The following is an 18,184-nucleotide window of genomic DNA, read 5'->3' as shown; positions in this document are numbered from 1 at the left end:
TTTTAAAAATTGCCAAACAGAATATAGTTCTTTTTTATATTATCAATTTTTTTTAAAATTACAAGTGATCAATTCCAGAAAACTTCCTATAATCCTAATTCAAAAATTGCCGCCTGAAGTTTATTATAATTTTTCACTAATGCTTTTTGATCGACTGTTAAGCGTTCGTAAGCCGTTTTTGCTGAGTTTGCTCTTGAGGCATAAGTTCTTAATGTTGCATCCAACTCATCAATTTGTTTTATGACGCGTTGCGCTGCCTTTAAATCTCTTTCAGCTTGCTGAAGGTTCGAATAGTTCAATACTTGTCGCTTTGATCCAGCAGGAAGAGCTTTATATGCTGCTAATGCATTTGTTACATCTGTTTCGAAGTTACTTGAAGAAGAATTTAATGACGCAATGATTGTCGTCACTTTTTGGACTTCTGTCATATCAAGTACGGACTGCTGTAACTTATAATAGTTTGTAACCTTTAGTTTTTCTTCTTCCGATAGTCTGTCATACGCCAGCTTAGCGGCCTCCATATTTCCTTGGAAGTACTTATCATTCGGCTTTAATCCTTCAATTAATGTGTAAACATGAATAACATTTGATAAATTTGAATACTGGTCCATGTTAGTGACATATTGCTTTTGTTTGTCATCCAATTTTTTCAATGCATTATTTACCGTATTAAATTGACGGCTTAAATCATTTCTTGGATTGCTTAGACCGTCGATAGCCTTAATCGCCGCTTCAATTGGCTTAATATACTTTTCTTGCTCTTTTAATTCCGATTCTAAAGTAACACCTTTTTTGTTTGCAGAGTTTAACGATTTAAAGGCTTCGCGTGCTTCTTTTACTTTTGAGATAAACTCATTTGGTGATACGGTATTTAACGCACGAATCATCGCGTCTACTCTGGCGCCGCCTTCAACGTTCAATTCATGCTCTTGCAATGTTGCCAAATTCGAAATTTGGGCTGCCAAATTCACTGGTAATGCATTAAATAAAGCTCTTGCAGCCTGAGTTTCTTCAACAAATGTTTTGCTTGAAGGTTTAATCGAGTTAATAGCATTCATTACTTTAAATATTGAAGTGAAATCGCCTAAAAACTTCTCGGTATTTAAAAGCAATGCACGCTCTGACATAGACAATTTTTCATACGCTTTACCAATCGCATTATATTTTGATATAAAGGTACGCGCATTAGATGGGTCTAAAGCTAAAATATCGGCATCTAATTTTAATACAGGCTTCACTGTACGTTCGCGAGTTGTTAAATCTTTATAGTTCATAACGAGCTTTTGATCTGATTTTGATAAACTATCATAACTATTTCGTGCATCGATTAACTTTTGAATATAGTTTTCTGCTGTTGGAATCGCGATCTCGATTAATGCCATGACTTCTTTTGCACTTGAAACACCAGATTCAGCCGTTGCGAGTTTTGTAATATTATGCACTAATCCCTGCTCTGTCGTTGATAGCACTGAGTATTCTCCACGTATTGCAGCTACATCTGTTTCATATGTTTTAGAGCCTACACGTAATTTTTCAATGCGGGCAATCAAATCAGCTGCTTTTAAAATATTTTTCAACTTTGAATCATAGTTAAATACATCTCTCTTTTGCTTGTCGGTTAAACGGTCATAAGCTTTTTGAGCAGCCGAAACCTTATTTGAGTATGAGCGATCTGTGTGAACAGGAAGTTTGTTAATTTGCTCAATTACTCGTAGTGACGCTTTATAATCGCGCTCTAGGTCTGTTAGCTGCTTTGCATTACTTACATTGCGTTTTGTTGTCGAATCAAGCCCCTTATACAAAGCAGATACTTCTGCTAAATCTGTTATAAACCCTTCCCCAGACTTCGTTTGCAAAGCATCAATTCTTTGCTCAATTATAGAAGCAGATGTGACTACCGCTTGGAATTTTGTTAATTTATAGCCATAGTCTGTATGAAGTTTTGCTTTAATAATATCTAAATTCGTTGATGGATTTGTAAGTTCTGTATATCCTCTCAATAATTCATCGAACTTATTTTTAGCAGTTGATAACTTTTCTTTGAAATCCTTTGCCGTTGGACGAATTACATCGATTTCTTGCATTAATTTTGCGATTGGTAATAACTCTTCTAGTTTTGCATAGTTGTAGACAACTGCTTTCATCGGCTCTGTTAATTTACTGTAAGACGTTTCAACTGTAGTTGTTTTACGGGCAAAATCTTTGGCTTTTACATCAATTGCATCTATTGCTTTAATTGTATCTAGGGCAGCTTTGTTCGCTCGCTCTAAATCATTTAATATTTTCACATTTTTTACTAAGCGTTTACCATTTGATGATAAAGAATTATACGTTTCGCGTGTTATAACAATTTGTTGTAAATCAATAGAAGTCGCATTTTTTAATGTTAAAATATCGGCATCCATTTTAACTGCTAATGCTTGCTCATCTTGTAGTGCTTGTAAGTATGTCTTCAAAAATCCGTGAAGCTTTTCGATATTTTGTGCATCATTTGATGGAATTGCACTTTTAAATGTATCCCATCCGTTCAATGCATTTTGTGCTGTAATTAAATCATCCGCATATGTTGCACTTGTTACTTTTAATTTTGCTACTTGATCAGCAATATTGGCAATTGGCATTAACGCTTCGAGACGTGCTCGGTTTGTGATAAGCTTTTGTTCGTTTGTTTCAGGTTCTCCTTCTCCTGCTTTAACTTTCATATATGAAGATTCAGCTGAACGCACTTTCGTTACAAAGCCTGTTACACTCGATAACTTCTTCGTATCCGCTAAATTCTTATCATCCAGATTCACGAGGACATCTGTTTTAATTCCATCAATTAATTTTATAACGTTTGCTGCAGTTGAAGAAGATTTTTCCCATGAATTGAGTAATTCCAATGCTTCTTTTAATACATATTTGCGATTTCCAAATAAATCGTTGTATGCTTTTCGTGCTTCAGCTACTTTCATTCCTGCATTTGCTATATTAATTCCCGTAATTTGCACTTCTACCCCAGTTGCATTATCTACTGCACTTTTCATTTCTTCTAATTTTAAAGCATTTGTTACAAACGTTTTTTCAATAGTATTTAACTTTACATAACTTTCCCAAATAGTATGTATATCTTCGCGGAATTTCTCAGAGTTTGGTGTAAGTTTCGTTAATTTTGTAATATCAGTTACAATATTTAGTGCTTTATTGTAACTTTCCATTGCATCGTAATTGGTAACAAGCGCTTTTTGTAAGTCCGACAATTTTCCATATTCCGTAACAATCGCCGTTACTTTTGAATTAAATGTTGTTGAAGTTGGTGGATTTACTTTAATATCCTCTATTTTATCTTCTACAGATTTGGCTTTTGTAATATCTAATTCTGCATCCTTAATAAACTGCTCGATTCCTACAGTGTCTTTTACTATTTGAATTTTTAAGGTTTCTTTAAATATATCTGTATCCGGTATTTCACTAAATGCTTTTCGTGCAACTTCAACAGCGCTCACATACGTATCCTTAATTATAATGTTTGCTTGTGAAGCAATTATTATTGGCGTAATTGAATCCTTGATAAAAGTATCGATCTTTTCTACATCTTCTTTTTTATCATCTAATTTCCCAATCAATTCTTGAGTAACAAATTGTTCAATAAATTTGTCCTCTCCATTACCATCGTAATATTTAAGGGTAGAAAGAAAATCAGTAGAAGTAATCCCAGCTCCAGAGGCTGCCGTACTTAAATCTATTGATAATTCACTAAATTTATCCTTTAAGTCTTGAAGTTCTACTAAAGCTTGATTTGTATCTGCAACTAAATTCTTGTTTGTCGTTGTTAATTTTCCTACTAAATTAGATAAAGATACGGCGTCTTTTCTAGCTACTATATAACCTTCTAAATACTTAATTTTTGAATCAATTAATTTAACATTAGAATCACCTAAAATAGTTCTTTCATTATCAGACATCGTATTAAATTTAGTTCTCTCCGCTTTAATAACCTGTTCAATCTGTTCAATATTTTCACTTGGCAATCCTTCATTCGATTCCTTAAAACTATTTAATAAACCTTCTGCAGTAATGGAAGCTACTACATTAAATGGTGTTGAAGTTTCACTTGCCTGTACTTCACCAGTTTGCGCGACGATTGCCGGTGTGATTAGTAGACCTGCCATTAATCCCACTTTTAAATTTTTCTTCATCGTGTAATCCCTTCCTTCTCAGGTATTTCTCCGATACTTGTTCATAATCCTAGTTTAACTATCGGCAAATTTTCACATTTTTTTAGTTAATATAGACGGAAATAGGGGTTAAGAGAAGGGACTTTCGGTAACGAATTATGAGGATGATAATATATTCGACACTTAATTTGCTTTATTCGCCAATGGATGTCACTTAATAGTCAACTTTACTTACATATTAGTCAATCTGATCTCCTTAATCGCCACTCCACATGCTATATTCGACAATTTAACATTTAATCGATAATTTAAAATTTTATTCGTCGCCTTCTAGAACATAATCGCCAATTTAAAGCAGATAAGCACTTATAAACAAAAAAATCACCTATTCAATTAAGAATAGGTGATCCTTCTTTATAATGCGTCTGTATATAATTGGCCTTCTGGTAAATAATCAGACATGCCAATTTCTTCAAGACCATTTTTGATTTTCATCGTATAGCCGTATCGGTTAACCGATAAATAATTAGCTTTTGAAATAATCATTTCTTCAAATAATGGTAATTGTGAAGGATCCACATCTTTCCAATATTTGTACGAGTTAATTAAATCCTCAAGTGTTAAATGCTGATAATCGTCACCTGCAAATTCGCCTTTTGCATTTACCCGATACCAAATATCACCGTTTGCACGGATCCATTTATTTTTCTCGATTTGTAAAGCACGGCTAACTGCTGTTGCAGCTTCTAAATATTTTACATCTTGGAATTCCTGATAAGCTAATAGTAAAATATTCATTCCACCAAGTAAATGGTTCATGGAAGCATGTGTTGTTACTTGCTGATTAACCGGGAAGTAATCCGAAATATAATAAGCATCATTAGCAATATTTATTACATGACCTGCTGCTTTACGAGATGCTAAAAGGTCAGCGTAATTGCGTAACGGTTCTTTATAGTTAGGAATATTAAACTCTGCACCAGAATTATAATAGAATAACGCAATTTGCTCATTGAAGCGAGTATCGATAAATGGTGCCGTTATATCGTATAAATTTTTCAAATACGTACTTGTTACTTCTGTTTTCCAATAAGGTGCATCGCCTTTAAATTTATCTAAGCTAATGAACGAGTTTTTCACTACGTTTGCAAAATAACGATCGCCTTGCTCTTTAAATAATACGAGCGCTCGATCCTCTTTTACTAGTAATAGATTACGTCCAAAACCTTGATATGATTTTGGCATTGGCTCTGTTGTTGTAGCCATTTTATTGAATGGACCTTCTGCAGTATACCAGCTATTACGCTTTTTATAGTTTAGGGCTGTTTCAAGCATCCAACCATTCATATTTTCATCTGTTTTAAATAATCGCTCATTTGAATCCATATACCACGTATCAACAATGTCATTTCCGTTTGATACTAATGTATAGAAGTTAAATAACTCTTCACCTAGCAACGCGTGTGAGTATGCCTCATACTCTGATTGCAGATCACGCATATAGCTCGTGCCGCCTGTATCTTTATAGCTTTGTGTCAATTGCTTTGAACGATAAGCTTGTCCAACCATACGATCTGTTGCGAGCTTTTCATTCGACATAATACGTAATAAACCTGTTGGGTACGATGATGAATCATAACCAAATACATCATTTATATTCTTCTCAATCGGGAAACGATCATATCGATATAATCGATAATTGGTTACATTCGACGCTTTATGGAACAAGTCTACTGTTAACTTTGAAGTCCCTTTGTTTGTTAATGTTGTAAATACAAAGTCATCCCCGTTTTCCAGCGCACGTACTGTTACCTTCACAGTCGCTCCTTGATTGCCGACAGCATAATTATAAATCGTATCTTTTGCAACACCGTATGTTTCAGTCGTTGTGCCTTTAAACGCAATCGGTGCTGTTGAACGTAGATATAGAGGATTTGTATCAGAAGTTACTTGCACAAAATTCATTTCTGTACGGTTGATTTTAAAGTTCTTTGAAACATCAGCAGCTTGTACTGTATATTCATTTTTAGTTATTTTATTTGTTGCAACTAGTGCGCGGTGAAGCATAACAGAAAATGTCACGCGGTTTACAGTTGCCTTCGGATCGAATGAACCGTCTTCACGGCCTGTAGTAATACCATGTTGGGCAAGGATTTTTACATTTTCACGATGTGATTCACTAATTTTGTTCCAGTCTTTGAATGTTAGAGTTGTTCCAGTATCTTTTAAGTCAAATGCCCTTACTAAAGTAGTGGCCATCTGTTCACGTGTTAACGCATCCGATACACCGAAGCGACCATCTGGTTTACCACCGAAAATTCCTGCATTATATGTAGAGAATACCCCTTGCAAAAAACTCGATTTATTACTAACATCCGAAAACTTATTTTGATATTTTGCGTCAGGAAGCTTTAGTGCGCCTTTAAAAAGGTTCGCAGCCTGACCACGGTTTATATTTAAGTTCGGTCGGAACTCTGCATCTGGATAACCGCCGATAACACCCATTTCAACAAGTTGCATTACTTCATTTTTTGCCCAAAAGCTATTCGGGACATCTGCAAGTTTTTGCTTAACCGTTAAATGAGAGCCTGTTTGTTGTTCTTTAACAGGTTGTTCTGTTGTATTGTCTTGCTCTGCCTCTGGTGTTAATTCAGTATCTTCGGAAGTACCCTGCTCTTCTTCCGTTATTTCTGTTTTTTCAGGTGTTGCTTCTGGCTGAGCCGGTGCTGTACTGTTCGATGGTTCAGCCTGTACTTCACCGGAATTTGATGTTGGATCTTTTTCAGCCGTCACTGTTCCCGGTTGCTCTACAGTATTTTCAACGGAACTTGTCGTTTGATTTGTAGTAGTTTGTGGAATTTGTACTGTTGGATTTTCAGCTTCGGCTGTTCCTTCTACGTTTGCAAAGGTTGCACCTGGTAATGCAGTAGAAAAAAATAACAGCGAGGCTAACAGTGCTGATTTTATTTTTGACATTAGAACGAATTCCCTCCTTTTTTTCAATAACGTTATAAATTATACCGAATTTTTCCTCTTATTTCATTGAAAAATACAACTTTTAATAGAATAGTAATATTTCATTTTAAGTGTAGCATGAAGGCTAATATAGTGCGATGGTAATAGTTGAATCGATTTCTATGATTTTCTTAGTTTGAACCATGCGGGACTAATTTCCGGGGGGAATTCTACTTAAGGAATATTGGTTCTACTTTCCACTATTTTTGTTTCTCCTTTTATCCATAAAAGTTCCATTTCCAAGCATAATTTCTACCTTTTGCGCAGAGTTTTTAATTCCCTCTACCCTAAATAATGTTTTCCAAAATATAAAATACACTTGAGTCTATTTTCTCTCAAGTGTATTTTTCAAAATCTATTCAACACTGATTACAGTTAATTCATCTGATGCAACATTGATAGCATTAAATAAAAATGTTGCCAATTGACCGCGCGTCAGTTTCATATTCGGGCTAAAAGTTGTTGCTGTCGTGCCTTTTGTAATCCCGTAATCTACTAAAGTTTGAATATATTGTTTTGTCGCTCCATCAGTCAATTTGTTGACATCCGTAAATTTCGTTTTTGTCTGAGTTGATTGATGCAGTTCAAAACCAATTGTTAACATCTTAGATAGCTGGGCACGTGTTAATGTCGTATTTGGCTTAAATTCATCGCCATATCCATTGACAATCCCAGCTTTTGTTAATGCAGTCACGGCTTGATAATATATGCTGGATGAAGGGACATCTTTAAACGTTCCATTCTTTTCGGTATTTTCTTGTAACCCCAGTGCATTTGCCAGAAACAAAGCCGCTTCTCCACGAGTTGCTGATTTTCCAGGTTCATAGGTAGTAGTCGAGGTACCTGTAATAATCCCATCATTATATAATGATAAAATAGCTTTCGCATGCGAGTTTGAATCTTTTACATCAGTAAAGGGATTTACAGCCGCCGCTTCTACAGATAAATCATTTACCGGCAACATTGCAGTAACGAAGAGCGCTAAAATAATAAAGGAAGTATACAAAAGTTTTTTCATCTCAATTAATTCCTTTCCATTAAGACATTAGCGCAATTATACAATACATTTTCCTGCAAATGTATATTTGTAATACTCATTACTACTAAATATAGACAGTCTTTATAAAGATGTTTGTAAATTAAAAGTATCCACTAACGGATTGCCCGCTTCATCCTTTACTCCCTCTATACCTGCACCCTTTTTAATAAATACAGTCTCACCTGCTGTAAGGGGATCTGTGAGCGTGAGTGTAACTTTATTGCCTGTTGTTGATGAAAGCACTGATGCAATGGAGAGTGGTGTTCCCGCAGCGTTTCCAATTACAAATGAATCGGTACCAAGCCCACTTACATTTTCGCTAAATGTCAGCTCAATTTCATTGGCAGATCGGAATGTTGCCGCATTTAACACTGGGCGAATATTTTCTTTTAAGTTCACTTCTGCTGTTAAGTTTTGTTGTGTTGCGATAGAATCCTTTGCTTTGACACCTGTAATAAGTAAATTACGTGGACCTGTTGCTGTTGTCTCATTAGGCGCTAATGTTAAAGTGACCGTATTTAATGCCCCGCTTGATACTTGAGCATGTGTTACTCTCGCATTTGGAATAGAATAATTACTTGCTACAGCTGCAGTTGTCGCATCAAGCTCGTGATTAAACACTAACCTTACTTGATCGTTTGTTAATGACGGATCAGACGTTGATGTTGTGACGTCTGGTGTTTCAAGTACATTATTATTGTTTGCGTAATCCGTAGTACGTTGGAAGGATACAGCTTTATTTCCTGCATTGACCCCGTACGCACTTTTTAATTCTGTAAAGGATAACGTCACATTATAAGTAGCATTATCTACATCGCCTGTCCCTAATAAATCATCTAACTTTACACGCAATACTGAACGATTATTATTGTCCCTATATGCAAGGTTTGTTGCTGTTCCGTTGAATGTATGTGTAACGCCACCTTTTACGTAGTTACCTGAAGCAGTTACACGTGATGCTGCAACTAAACTCACATCCTTAGTCAATGTTATATCCAGATATTCAAAATTTCCATCCCGAGTAACCGTGGTAGCTGTTACTTCCGGTGCAGCATTATCAATTGTAAAGGAATGTGTATTGGCAAATGTATTCGTTTCTCCTGAGATATCCGTAATTGTTCTTCCAGGAGCTGTTCCAATATTGTATACACCATTCAAATCATTTGTCGCAGTAATCATAAATGAACGATTGTCACCCGACACTTCTTCAATAGCAGTAATCGGATTAACTGAAGTACCTAAGCGTAATTCTAAATCTGCAATTGCCGGCTTTTGTATACGCTCAGAAAATGTCAGCTTGAACGTTCTTGGTCCTGTTTGTGAAATGCTTGTAAGTGTCGGCTTTACACCATCTGCACCACCCATTGTAAAGCTTGTTGTTAATGGGTTTGGTGAACTAAAGTTTCCTGCAATATCACGCAAACCTGCAAATGTTACAGTAATCGGAGTGTTAGCTGCTAATGGTTGACCGTTAACAGTTGCATTTGATAAATCAAAATCTGCATACCAGTTTCCTGTTCCAATCTCTCCCGTAATACCCGTTACATTCGTTCCATTAGCCAGTCTAAATGTAATACTGCTGTTACTAAATGAACGTAGTGGTTCCGAGAATGTTACCCGAACCGTTTTTGCATCTCTATTGACCGTGCTTAACAATGTAGGTGCAACCGTATCTGTTCCGAAGTTGATTATTTGATCATACGGTGTAACCGATGTACCTGCTGAATTTTTCACATCTTTTACTTTTACGACATAGCGACCCGATAATGCTGCTATTCCATTTGTTGAAATCGTTAAGGTCCTGCCATCCTCACTTAATTGGCCCTGTGTAAATGATATCGGAGTTGAATTATCGACACCTGTTATAGTGATGTAGTTTGCTATTTGTGCTTGTGTTAAGTTTGCTGGAAGATTTACTCTTTGATTAAATTTTATTTCAACCTGACCGCCATTTAGCGCTTTGGCTGAAGCTACTTTTACTTCTGTCACGTTATATGTTACTTTTGCTGTATAATCTTTTCCATCAATTTTAAACGAGACTGTTGTTTCCTCATTTTCAGGGAGGTTATTTTCTAGCGTAACGTTATGCTCGGAATTGTCACTTAATGTTACTTTTAATATGTTGGCACCTGTCACTTCAGCAGTTTTTACTGTAAGGTTTGCTTTGTAAGTTACAGTGGCTGTATATTTTTTTCCTCCAATATCAAAAGTAACGGATGTCTCCTTTCCTTCCTCTAGAGCCGTATCCAATTTCACTGTATGAACAGTATCATCTTCTAGTGTAACTCTTAATGTCGAGGCATCTACTACTTCAACCGCTTTGAAATTTGCTCCTGGTGCTTCCACCTGCAGTAATTTAAATAAGAATGAAGAAAATTGTCCACGCGTAGTGGAGCCTTTTGGATTAAAGTTTGGTACACCCGTCACATTATAGTAATCCAAAACTCTAATCGCTGAACGAGCCTCTGCTTTTGCCGCATTATAATCGACAACATCCTCTTTGAAATTTTGCTTTTGTACATGACCTACATAGTCAAAACCATTAATATTCGTATAGGCACGCACTAAAACAACGGCCATATTTTCACGTGTAATAGAGTCGTTTGGCAGTAAATTACCGTTACTTCCATTGAATACACCATTATCTTTTACTAATGCAGCATACTGTAAGAGTTCATCCTGTGATGTGCTGCGTAAATCGGTAAAACGCATATTTGTTTTATAATCCGTAGGTACCTTATACCCTTGCGATACTAAGTATTTCCCTAATAATTTCACTACATCTGATCTAGTTAATGTACGATTAGGCTTAAATGACCCGTCTGGATATCCTGAAATAATTCCTTGACTGACAAGGGATTCAATGGCTAATTCATGAGTATTTCCTGCTGTATCGGAAAAACTTGCTGCACTTACTGCGGGAACAATTGCTGAGGCAACTAAAGTGGCCGTTGCGGCTGATGCTACAAATTTCTTGTACTTATTCTTCATAGTAATTAACCTCCTAGTATTCTAACACAGTAAAATTACTGTAAATTTCCTAAAACGCTTACAAAGTATGCGATTCCACTAATTGTTAGAAAATAAACTATTTTTAAATAAGTTAATCCGAAAGTATTATATGATAGGAAAAAGAGCATATCTATTGAAATAGATATGCTCCAAATTTTAGAAGTTTATATTTTGAGGAACCGTAAACTTTACTGGTGAGAGATTTAGTTTATTATTCGACAGATCACTAATTGTTGATGTTGCAGTTTGCGTAACTTCTACTGTTTGATTTGCTGTTAAGGCCTGCGCTAGACGTACGGAAACCTGATTGCTTGACTGTCCTGTCATATACACTTGCGCTATTGGAGCTACAGTTCCATTTACTTTCACTTCAAACGAATTGTTTAATGCATTTTTCACTGCTTCATTAAATGTCAGTGTAATTGTATCAAAGCCAGAAACATTCGTATTTAAATATTGCGGTGCGATATTTTCTTTTAAATAAACAAGTACTGTTTGCGGATCCATCGCCACAATAGAATTTAAAGCCCGTAAGTTACTAACAGTTAAATTTGTCCCACGGTCATAAATAATATCGCCTTCTTTAAGTGTTAAATACACTTTATACGGCTCATTGTGATTGACGACTGCTCGCTGAATCGTTACCCCATCTAACGCATAGTTTTGAAGGTTTGAAGCTGATACACCATCCACATGTGTAGAAAATGTAAGGACAATAGTTTTATTGTCAATACTTGATCCCTGTCTTGCATTATACGCAGTTTCAACACTTAATAAAGAAAGTTTTTCTTCTGTTTGTGCAAAGTCCGCGCCTCGCGTAAAGTTCACTTGGTATGCAGGGTTTACCGCCTGCCCATACTCACTCATCACACCTGTAAATGTAGCGCCTACCGAATATGTGTAGCCTGCATTTGTTGTAACTCCTGTTAGCGTACTTAAACGTACACGGACAACTTTATCATTAGTAGTTGATTTTTCCAGCTGACCTACTAAAGGCGCTGCGAGCGGATACGTATAGCCATTCAAAATATAGCTGCCTGTTAGATTGACTTGAGCGAAAGCCGCTGTCTCTACATTTCGGTCAAATACAAACTCCAAATATTCAATCCCTTTATCTTTTACTACATTTGTACTTACAATAGAAGGTACAGTCGTATCCGCTACAAAATTATATGCTGTTGAAAATACGTTCACTTCACCAGATAAATCTGTAATGTTACGTCCAGGTGTAGTCGAAATTGTCGTATAGCCATTTAAAGAACCATTCGTCGTTACAATAAATGATTTCGGATCTTCTTTATCTAAAACGATACTTGAAATCCCTGGTGAGTAAGTATTCTGGGCAATTGAAATATCTGCTGGTACGATTGTGCGAACTTCCTCTGAGAATGTTAACTTAAACTTTTTCGCTCCAAGTTGTGTAACATTCACTAAATTTGGTACAACACCGTCTTTATCCCCTTTTGTAATGTACGTTGTTAAAGGGTTTGGCGACGACAAATTATTCGCAATATCAACAATTGTTCCAAATGTAACCGTAATTGAAGTACCAGGCGCCAACAGCTGGCCACGAGCTGTAGCTGCAGATAAATCATAAATAACTTCCGTTGCATTTTTTTCAATTGTTCCCTGAATTCCGGAAACAACCGAACCATCTGCTAATTTAAATTGTGTAATACCAATCGGATTTGTAACCGGCTCTGTAAAAATTACTTTTACCTTAGTAGCAGCTACATTTTCTACTTTTAATACTGCAGGAGCTGTTTTATCCGCTACAAACGTCGCAATATCATCATATTTACTCAGCTTTTTCGCTGTTGCAGACTCTATCCCATCCACTACTACACGATAGCGACCTTCAAGCCCTGTCGTCGCATTAATTGTCACAGTTAATGTACGTTTGTCTTCACTTAACTGTCCTTTTAATAATTGAACTTGTCCAAGTCGGTCAACGCCTGTTACTGCAACAAGCTTATTAATAGCCGCTGTATTTAACTCCGCATCCAGCTTCACCGGCTGATTAAACGCTATCGCGATTTGCCCGCCATTCGGATTTGTAACAGAAGATATTTTTAAATCAGGTACCTCAAATTTCACTTTTGCTGTAAAGCTTTGTTCCCCAACTTCAAATGTTACTTCAGTTTCAACATTTTCTACTAATGGTGTTTTTAACGTTACAATATAAGCTTTATCATCCGATAATACAACACGCAGCTTATCGGCTGCCTGCACTTCTACTGTCTTAATCGTTAATACAGGCTTTTCCGGCTCTGGCTGAGGTACTTCCACTAACAACATATTATATAGGAAGGAAGCAAATTGCCCGCGCTTTGTTGGATCTTTCGGATTAAACGTTGATTGTTTCGTCACACCATGATAAGCAAGCGTTTTAATCGATTCCTGATGCTCATCTGATGTACGTGTTAAATCACTAATATTTGATCTATATTCTGAATCAATCATTGGTTTTACATAGTCATATTCATTAATAACTTTAAAAGCACGCACTAAAACAGTCGCCATTTGGTCACGACGCAATTGATCACGATGCATAAGCGCACCATTACTACCCTGGAATACACCTACATCCTTTACTAATGCAGCATATTGCAGCAATTCATCCTGAGAATTTGCTGTTAAATCGGTAAAACGCATTTTCGTTTTATAATCAGTTGGAACCTTATGTCCTAAAGATACCAAATATTTACCTAAAAGCTTCACAACATCCGAGCGTGTTAGATTTTGATTCGGCTTGAATGTCCCATCCGGATAACCACCAATAATCCCTTGTTCTGCCAATGAGGTAATCGCATTTTCATGTCCACTGCCTTTAATATCTGTAAATGAAGCTGCACTAGCTACTGGAACAATTGCAGTGGATGCTAGTACAACAGCTGTTGCAGATGCTAGAAATCTAGTATTTTTTTTCATATGTAACTCCTCCAATTTAATTTAGTTTATAGTTTTATATATGTAGTAACTTTATTTGATTATGACTAACTTCACTTATTACTAGATTTGAATTGTCCAAATAAACAGTTCGATCTTTGTCGATTAAAGCAAACTCTACCACAACGACTTCTTCATATTTCCAATTTTTAAACAGTGATATTACTTCTTTACAATGAATTTCTAGCACATTCATTTTTGTTTGAAAATAACCTTGAACTTCCAGTAACAGCCCATTTATTTTCAATTGACTAAAAAAATGCATACTAATCCCTCCATAGTAAATATTGTATAGAATTATACTATATTTTACAAATTTTCTCACATAAAAAAAGCTCCCTCTATTAAAAATAGAGGGAGCCGAAAATCGAAACTGCTAATATTACTTAGCTTTTACTTCGATGTTTAATTTTTGAGCGTTAGCGCGTGCGCCTTTATCTGTAACAGATGCGTTACCGATAACTTTTACAGCTACAGTATCTACTAATGAGAAGTTTACTGGAGCAGAAAGAGTTACACGTAATGTGTTGTCTTTGCCTGCTACTACAGCAGCATTAGATAATGCTACAGTTGAAGCTTCACCATCAACGATTAATGAGAAGTCAGAAGCGAAAGTACCGCCAAATTGAACTGCTTCATTATAAGTTAATTCAATTGTTTGGTTATCGATAATTACTGCAGAAGTTAATTCTGGAGCTTTAGTATCTTGTACAGCAATTGTTTCCTCATAAGCTTTAACTGTTTTTGTACCTGCTAAGTTTTGAACATTAGATACTTTCATAACAGCTGTGTTGTTATCAGCAGTAATTGTACCTTCAGCTAATTTGATTGTCGCTACTTTATTGTCAGCAGAGATAGTAATAGTAGCACCTGTTAATGCTTTACCGTCTAATGTGTAGTTAGCTAAATCAGTTGCAGAACCTGCTACTGCGCCACCTTTAACTGCTTCTGGGAAAGTAACTTTAATTGTGTCAGCAGAAGTTGTATCAAATGCACCTGCAGCCATTTTAAATTCAGTTGAAGTTTTAGCAGTACCGAAGTCAAATGTCATGTTGAATGCTTCTGATTTGTTAGCAGCTAATGCTAAGTCTGTTACTAAATCTTTGTTGAATGTTACAGCTAATTTACCTTCAACTAATACTGGAGCAGCAAACTTGAATGATACTTTCTTAGAACCCTTTTCAACTGAACCAGTTAAAGTGTCTAATGTAGAATCTACTTTACCTTCAGCGTTAACAACAGTTGCGATTGTACCGAAGTTAATAGCAGATTTAGCAGCTAATGCTTCGTTGAATTCTACAACGATTTCTTCTACTTTACCGTTTTCATCAACAATGATGTCATAGCCAGTAGCAACTGGTTTAACAGCGTCTTTTGTTAATGTTACAGATTTTGTAGTAGCAGCAAACTTGTTGCCTAAAGCATCAGTCATTGTACCACCTAATACTACAGTGAATGTACGAGAGTCTTTGTTAGCAAAAACTGCGTTGTCTTTTAATTCTACTAAGAATTGTTTGTTGTCAGATTTTTCTACAACTGTTGCAGTATCACTTGTTACAGCACCTAGTAATTCATCTTTAACAATACCGTTAACTAATGCAGCTTTTACAGAATCAACGTTCATTGCTTTGTCGAAAGTTACTAAAATAGCGTTGTCGCCAGCAGCTTCAATTGTTGCTGTTGGAGCTACAGTATCTACAGTTACTTCAAATGCTTTTGAAGCTTTAACTGATTTGTTACCAGCAGTATCTACTACATTAAATAATTCAACAGTGTGAGCTTTACCAGCTTCAACAGTAACGCCTTCTAAAGTAACAGTTTTACCTTCTACTTTAATTTTATCAGCAGCTACATTTGTACCATTAATTTTTGCAGAACCGATTGTTGCTTTTTCAGATAAAGTAACTACTACAGTTTCAGTAGCTTTACCTTTTGTTACAGCTTTAACTGAAACGATTGATGGAGCAACTTCATCTTTGTAAGTTACTACAGAAACGAATTTAGCAGTTTTTACTAAACGATCTTTAGCAGTACGGATTGGTTCAACTACTACAGCAGCATCTTTAACGTTGATTGCTGAATCTGAGTTTAATGTTAAAGTTTTGCCATCTTCAGATAAAGAAGCTGTATCTAAAGTTGTACCTTGGATCGATACTTTGTTGTTAATATCAGTTTTTAATACTGCTTCGCTGAATTTAACTTCTACAGTTACGCCGTCAACAATGTTAACTGACATTACTTTTGGAGCTTCAACTTTGAATGTTACTGTAGCAGTATATTCTTTACCGTCAATAGTGAAAGTTACTTCAGTTGCTTCGTTAGCTTCTAAAGCTTTTTCTAAAGTTACTACATGAGTAGAATCATCAGATAAAGTTACATTTAAAGTTTTTGTATCTACAGCTACTACTTCTTTAACAGTTAACTCAACAGAAGTGTTGATTGTTTTGTTTAAGAATGAAGCGAATTGACCGCGAGTTACAGTGTTTTTTGGGTTGAAGTTTTCAACTACAGAAATACCTAAGTCACGTAAAGCTTGGATTGCTTCACGAGCTTCTGCTTTAGCAGTAGCTAAGTCAGCAACTTTAACGTCTTCGATTTTAGTAGCTAATTCTACTAAAGTAGTGTCGTTGATTGCTTTGAAAGCACGGTCTAAAACTAAAGCCATGTTTTCACGAGTGATTTTGCCTGAAGCATTTAATGCACCGTTAGAACCGTTGAATACGCCAGTATCAGCTACTAATGCAGCATACTTTACTAATTCTTGGTCTTTAGCATCTACAGCTACGTCAGTGAAACGAGCTTTAGTAGCGAAGTCAGCTGGGATTTCAATACCTTGATTTTCTACCCATTTACCTAACATTTTAACAACATGGCCACGAGTTAATTCTTGACCTGGCTTGAATGTGCCATCTTCAAATCCTTTAATGATACCTGCTTCAACTAATGCTTCAATGTTTACAGCATGTGAGTTAGTGTCAGCAACGTCCTTGAATGATGCAGCAGAAGCTACAGGAACGATTGCAGATGCTACTAGAGTAGCTGTAGCAGCAGCTGCTACGAATTTTGTATATTTCTTTGGTTGGTTAGCCATAGAATGATTTCCTCCAATAAAAACAATTTTTTATCATTTTAAAAATGTTGTCTCGTATATTACGATAACAATTTTAAGTATATTAGTAAGTTTTTTTTATGTCAATGCTATTTTACTAAATATCAACAATTCCTAATAAACATTGGAAAAACAAGGGCTAACATTTATAACTTGCGAGTAATATTATTTACCATTAATTATTTCTTGTGGTAATAATTAGTTTCTTAGTATAATTATATAAAATATTCAATTTATATAATTATGTCATTTTTTTGATTTCCTTTAAAGGGGTTAATTGGGAAAATTAGTCCCTCCTTACTTTATTATTGAGAATTTGAATCACAAAAAAGCTGTCTCTATAAAATTAGAGACAGCTCAGATTGTCGACAAAAGGCATCGAGAGCTCGTCTCTCGATGCCTTTTGTCATTTCTTTTATCAAATTAGGTCCCGAAGTTCTGTAAAAGTTCTCCTCTTCGAGGGAATATGCCCTCTATTAAGCCCCTTGCCAAGTCCATGTGGCAAGTTTCTTCAAGTTCATGGCAGCAAAAGTAAGCATCGCCTGCATGGACAATTTTTTAAGGCCTCTTAGCGTTGTCCATCGCATACCATGCTTCTCTTTCGCATCCGCAAAGACACGTTCAACCGTCTCTTTCCGTTTTGCATAAATGGATTTAATTTCATGATGATGACGAAGATGTTCGGCTTCTTCCAGATAATCTGCCCAAATATGTCGCTGAATCATTTTCGTATGATTTTTACTTTCTGTACATCGTGCTAAAAATGGGCAATCCGCACAAACCGCTGGATTCGATTTGTATTGGCGATAGCCTTCTTTCGTCGTCGTTGTATAGCGCAACATCTGGTCATTCGGGCAAATATAGCAATCATAATGTTCATCATAGACATACTCATGTTTACGG

Annotated in this window: 8 protein-coding genes; all 8 read right to left on the bottom strand. The window is 36.0% G+C overall.

Annotated elements, in window-relative coordinates; genetic code table 11:
- Positions 1 to 86: 86 nt before the first annotated feature.
- On the bottom strand, positions 87 to 4,178 hold the full coding sequence (locus H9632_RS00040) for a hypothetical protein (RefSeq protein WP_191702089.1): 4,092 nt from the start codon (positions 4,176 to 4,178) through the stop codon (positions 87 to 89).
- Between the two features lie 393 nt (positions 4,179 to 4,571).
- A complete protein-coding gene (locus H9632_RS00035; protein ID WP_191702088.1) occupies positions 4,572 to 7,133 on the bottom strand; it encodes an S-layer homology domain-containing protein in 2,562 nt (853 codons plus the stop codon).
- A gap of 394 nt (positions 7,134 to 7,527) precedes the next feature.
- The gene (locus tag H9632_RS00030; protein WP_191702087.1) at positions 7,528 to 8,190 is read right to left on the bottom strand and encodes an S-layer homology domain-containing protein; all 663 of its coding nucleotides are present in this window, start codon (positions 8,188 to 8,190) and stop codon (positions 7,528 to 7,530) included.
- A gap of 102 nt (positions 8,191 to 8,292) precedes the next feature.
- The gene (locus H9632_RS00025; RefSeq protein WP_191702086.1) at positions 8,293 to 11,202 is read right to left on the bottom strand and encodes an S-layer homology domain-containing protein; all 2,910 of its coding nucleotides are present in this window, start codon (positions 11,200 to 11,202) and stop codon (positions 8,293 to 8,295) included.
- A gap of 177 nt (positions 11,203 to 11,379) precedes the next feature.
- Positions 11,380 to 14,154 carry an S-layer homology domain-containing protein gene (locus H9632_RS00020; RefSeq protein WP_191702085.1) on the bottom strand — a complete coding sequence of 925 codons (2,775 nt, stop codon included), beginning with the start codon at positions 14,152 to 14,154 and terminating at the stop codon, positions 11,380 to 11,382.
- Positions 14,155 to 14,188: 34 nt separating this feature from the next.
- Positions 14,189 to 14,437, bottom strand: coding sequence for a hypothetical protein (locus H9632_RS00015; RefSeq protein WP_191702084.1), 249 nt, complete (start codon positions 14,435 to 14,437; stop codon positions 14,189 to 14,191).
- Positions 14,438 to 14,554: 117 nt separating this feature from the next.
- On the bottom strand, positions 14,555 to 17,263 hold the full coding sequence (locus H9632_RS00010; protein WP_191702083.1) for an S-layer homology domain-containing protein: 2,709 nt from the start codon (positions 17,261 to 17,263) through the stop codon (positions 14,555 to 14,557).
- A gap of 494 nt (positions 17,264 to 17,757) precedes the next feature.
- Positions 17,758 to 18,184, bottom strand: a 427-nt coding sequence (locus H9632_RS00005) for a transposase (protein WP_191702082.1), incomplete at its 5' end; no start/stop codon positions are given.

The sequence above is a fragment of the Solibacillus merdavium genome (assembly GCF_014836935.1).
Taxonomy (GTDB): domain Bacteria; phylum Bacillota; class Bacilli; order Bacillales_A; family Planococcaceae; genus Solibacillus; species Solibacillus ferritrahens.
This window is presented reverse-complemented; position numbering and strand designations above follow the sequence as displayed.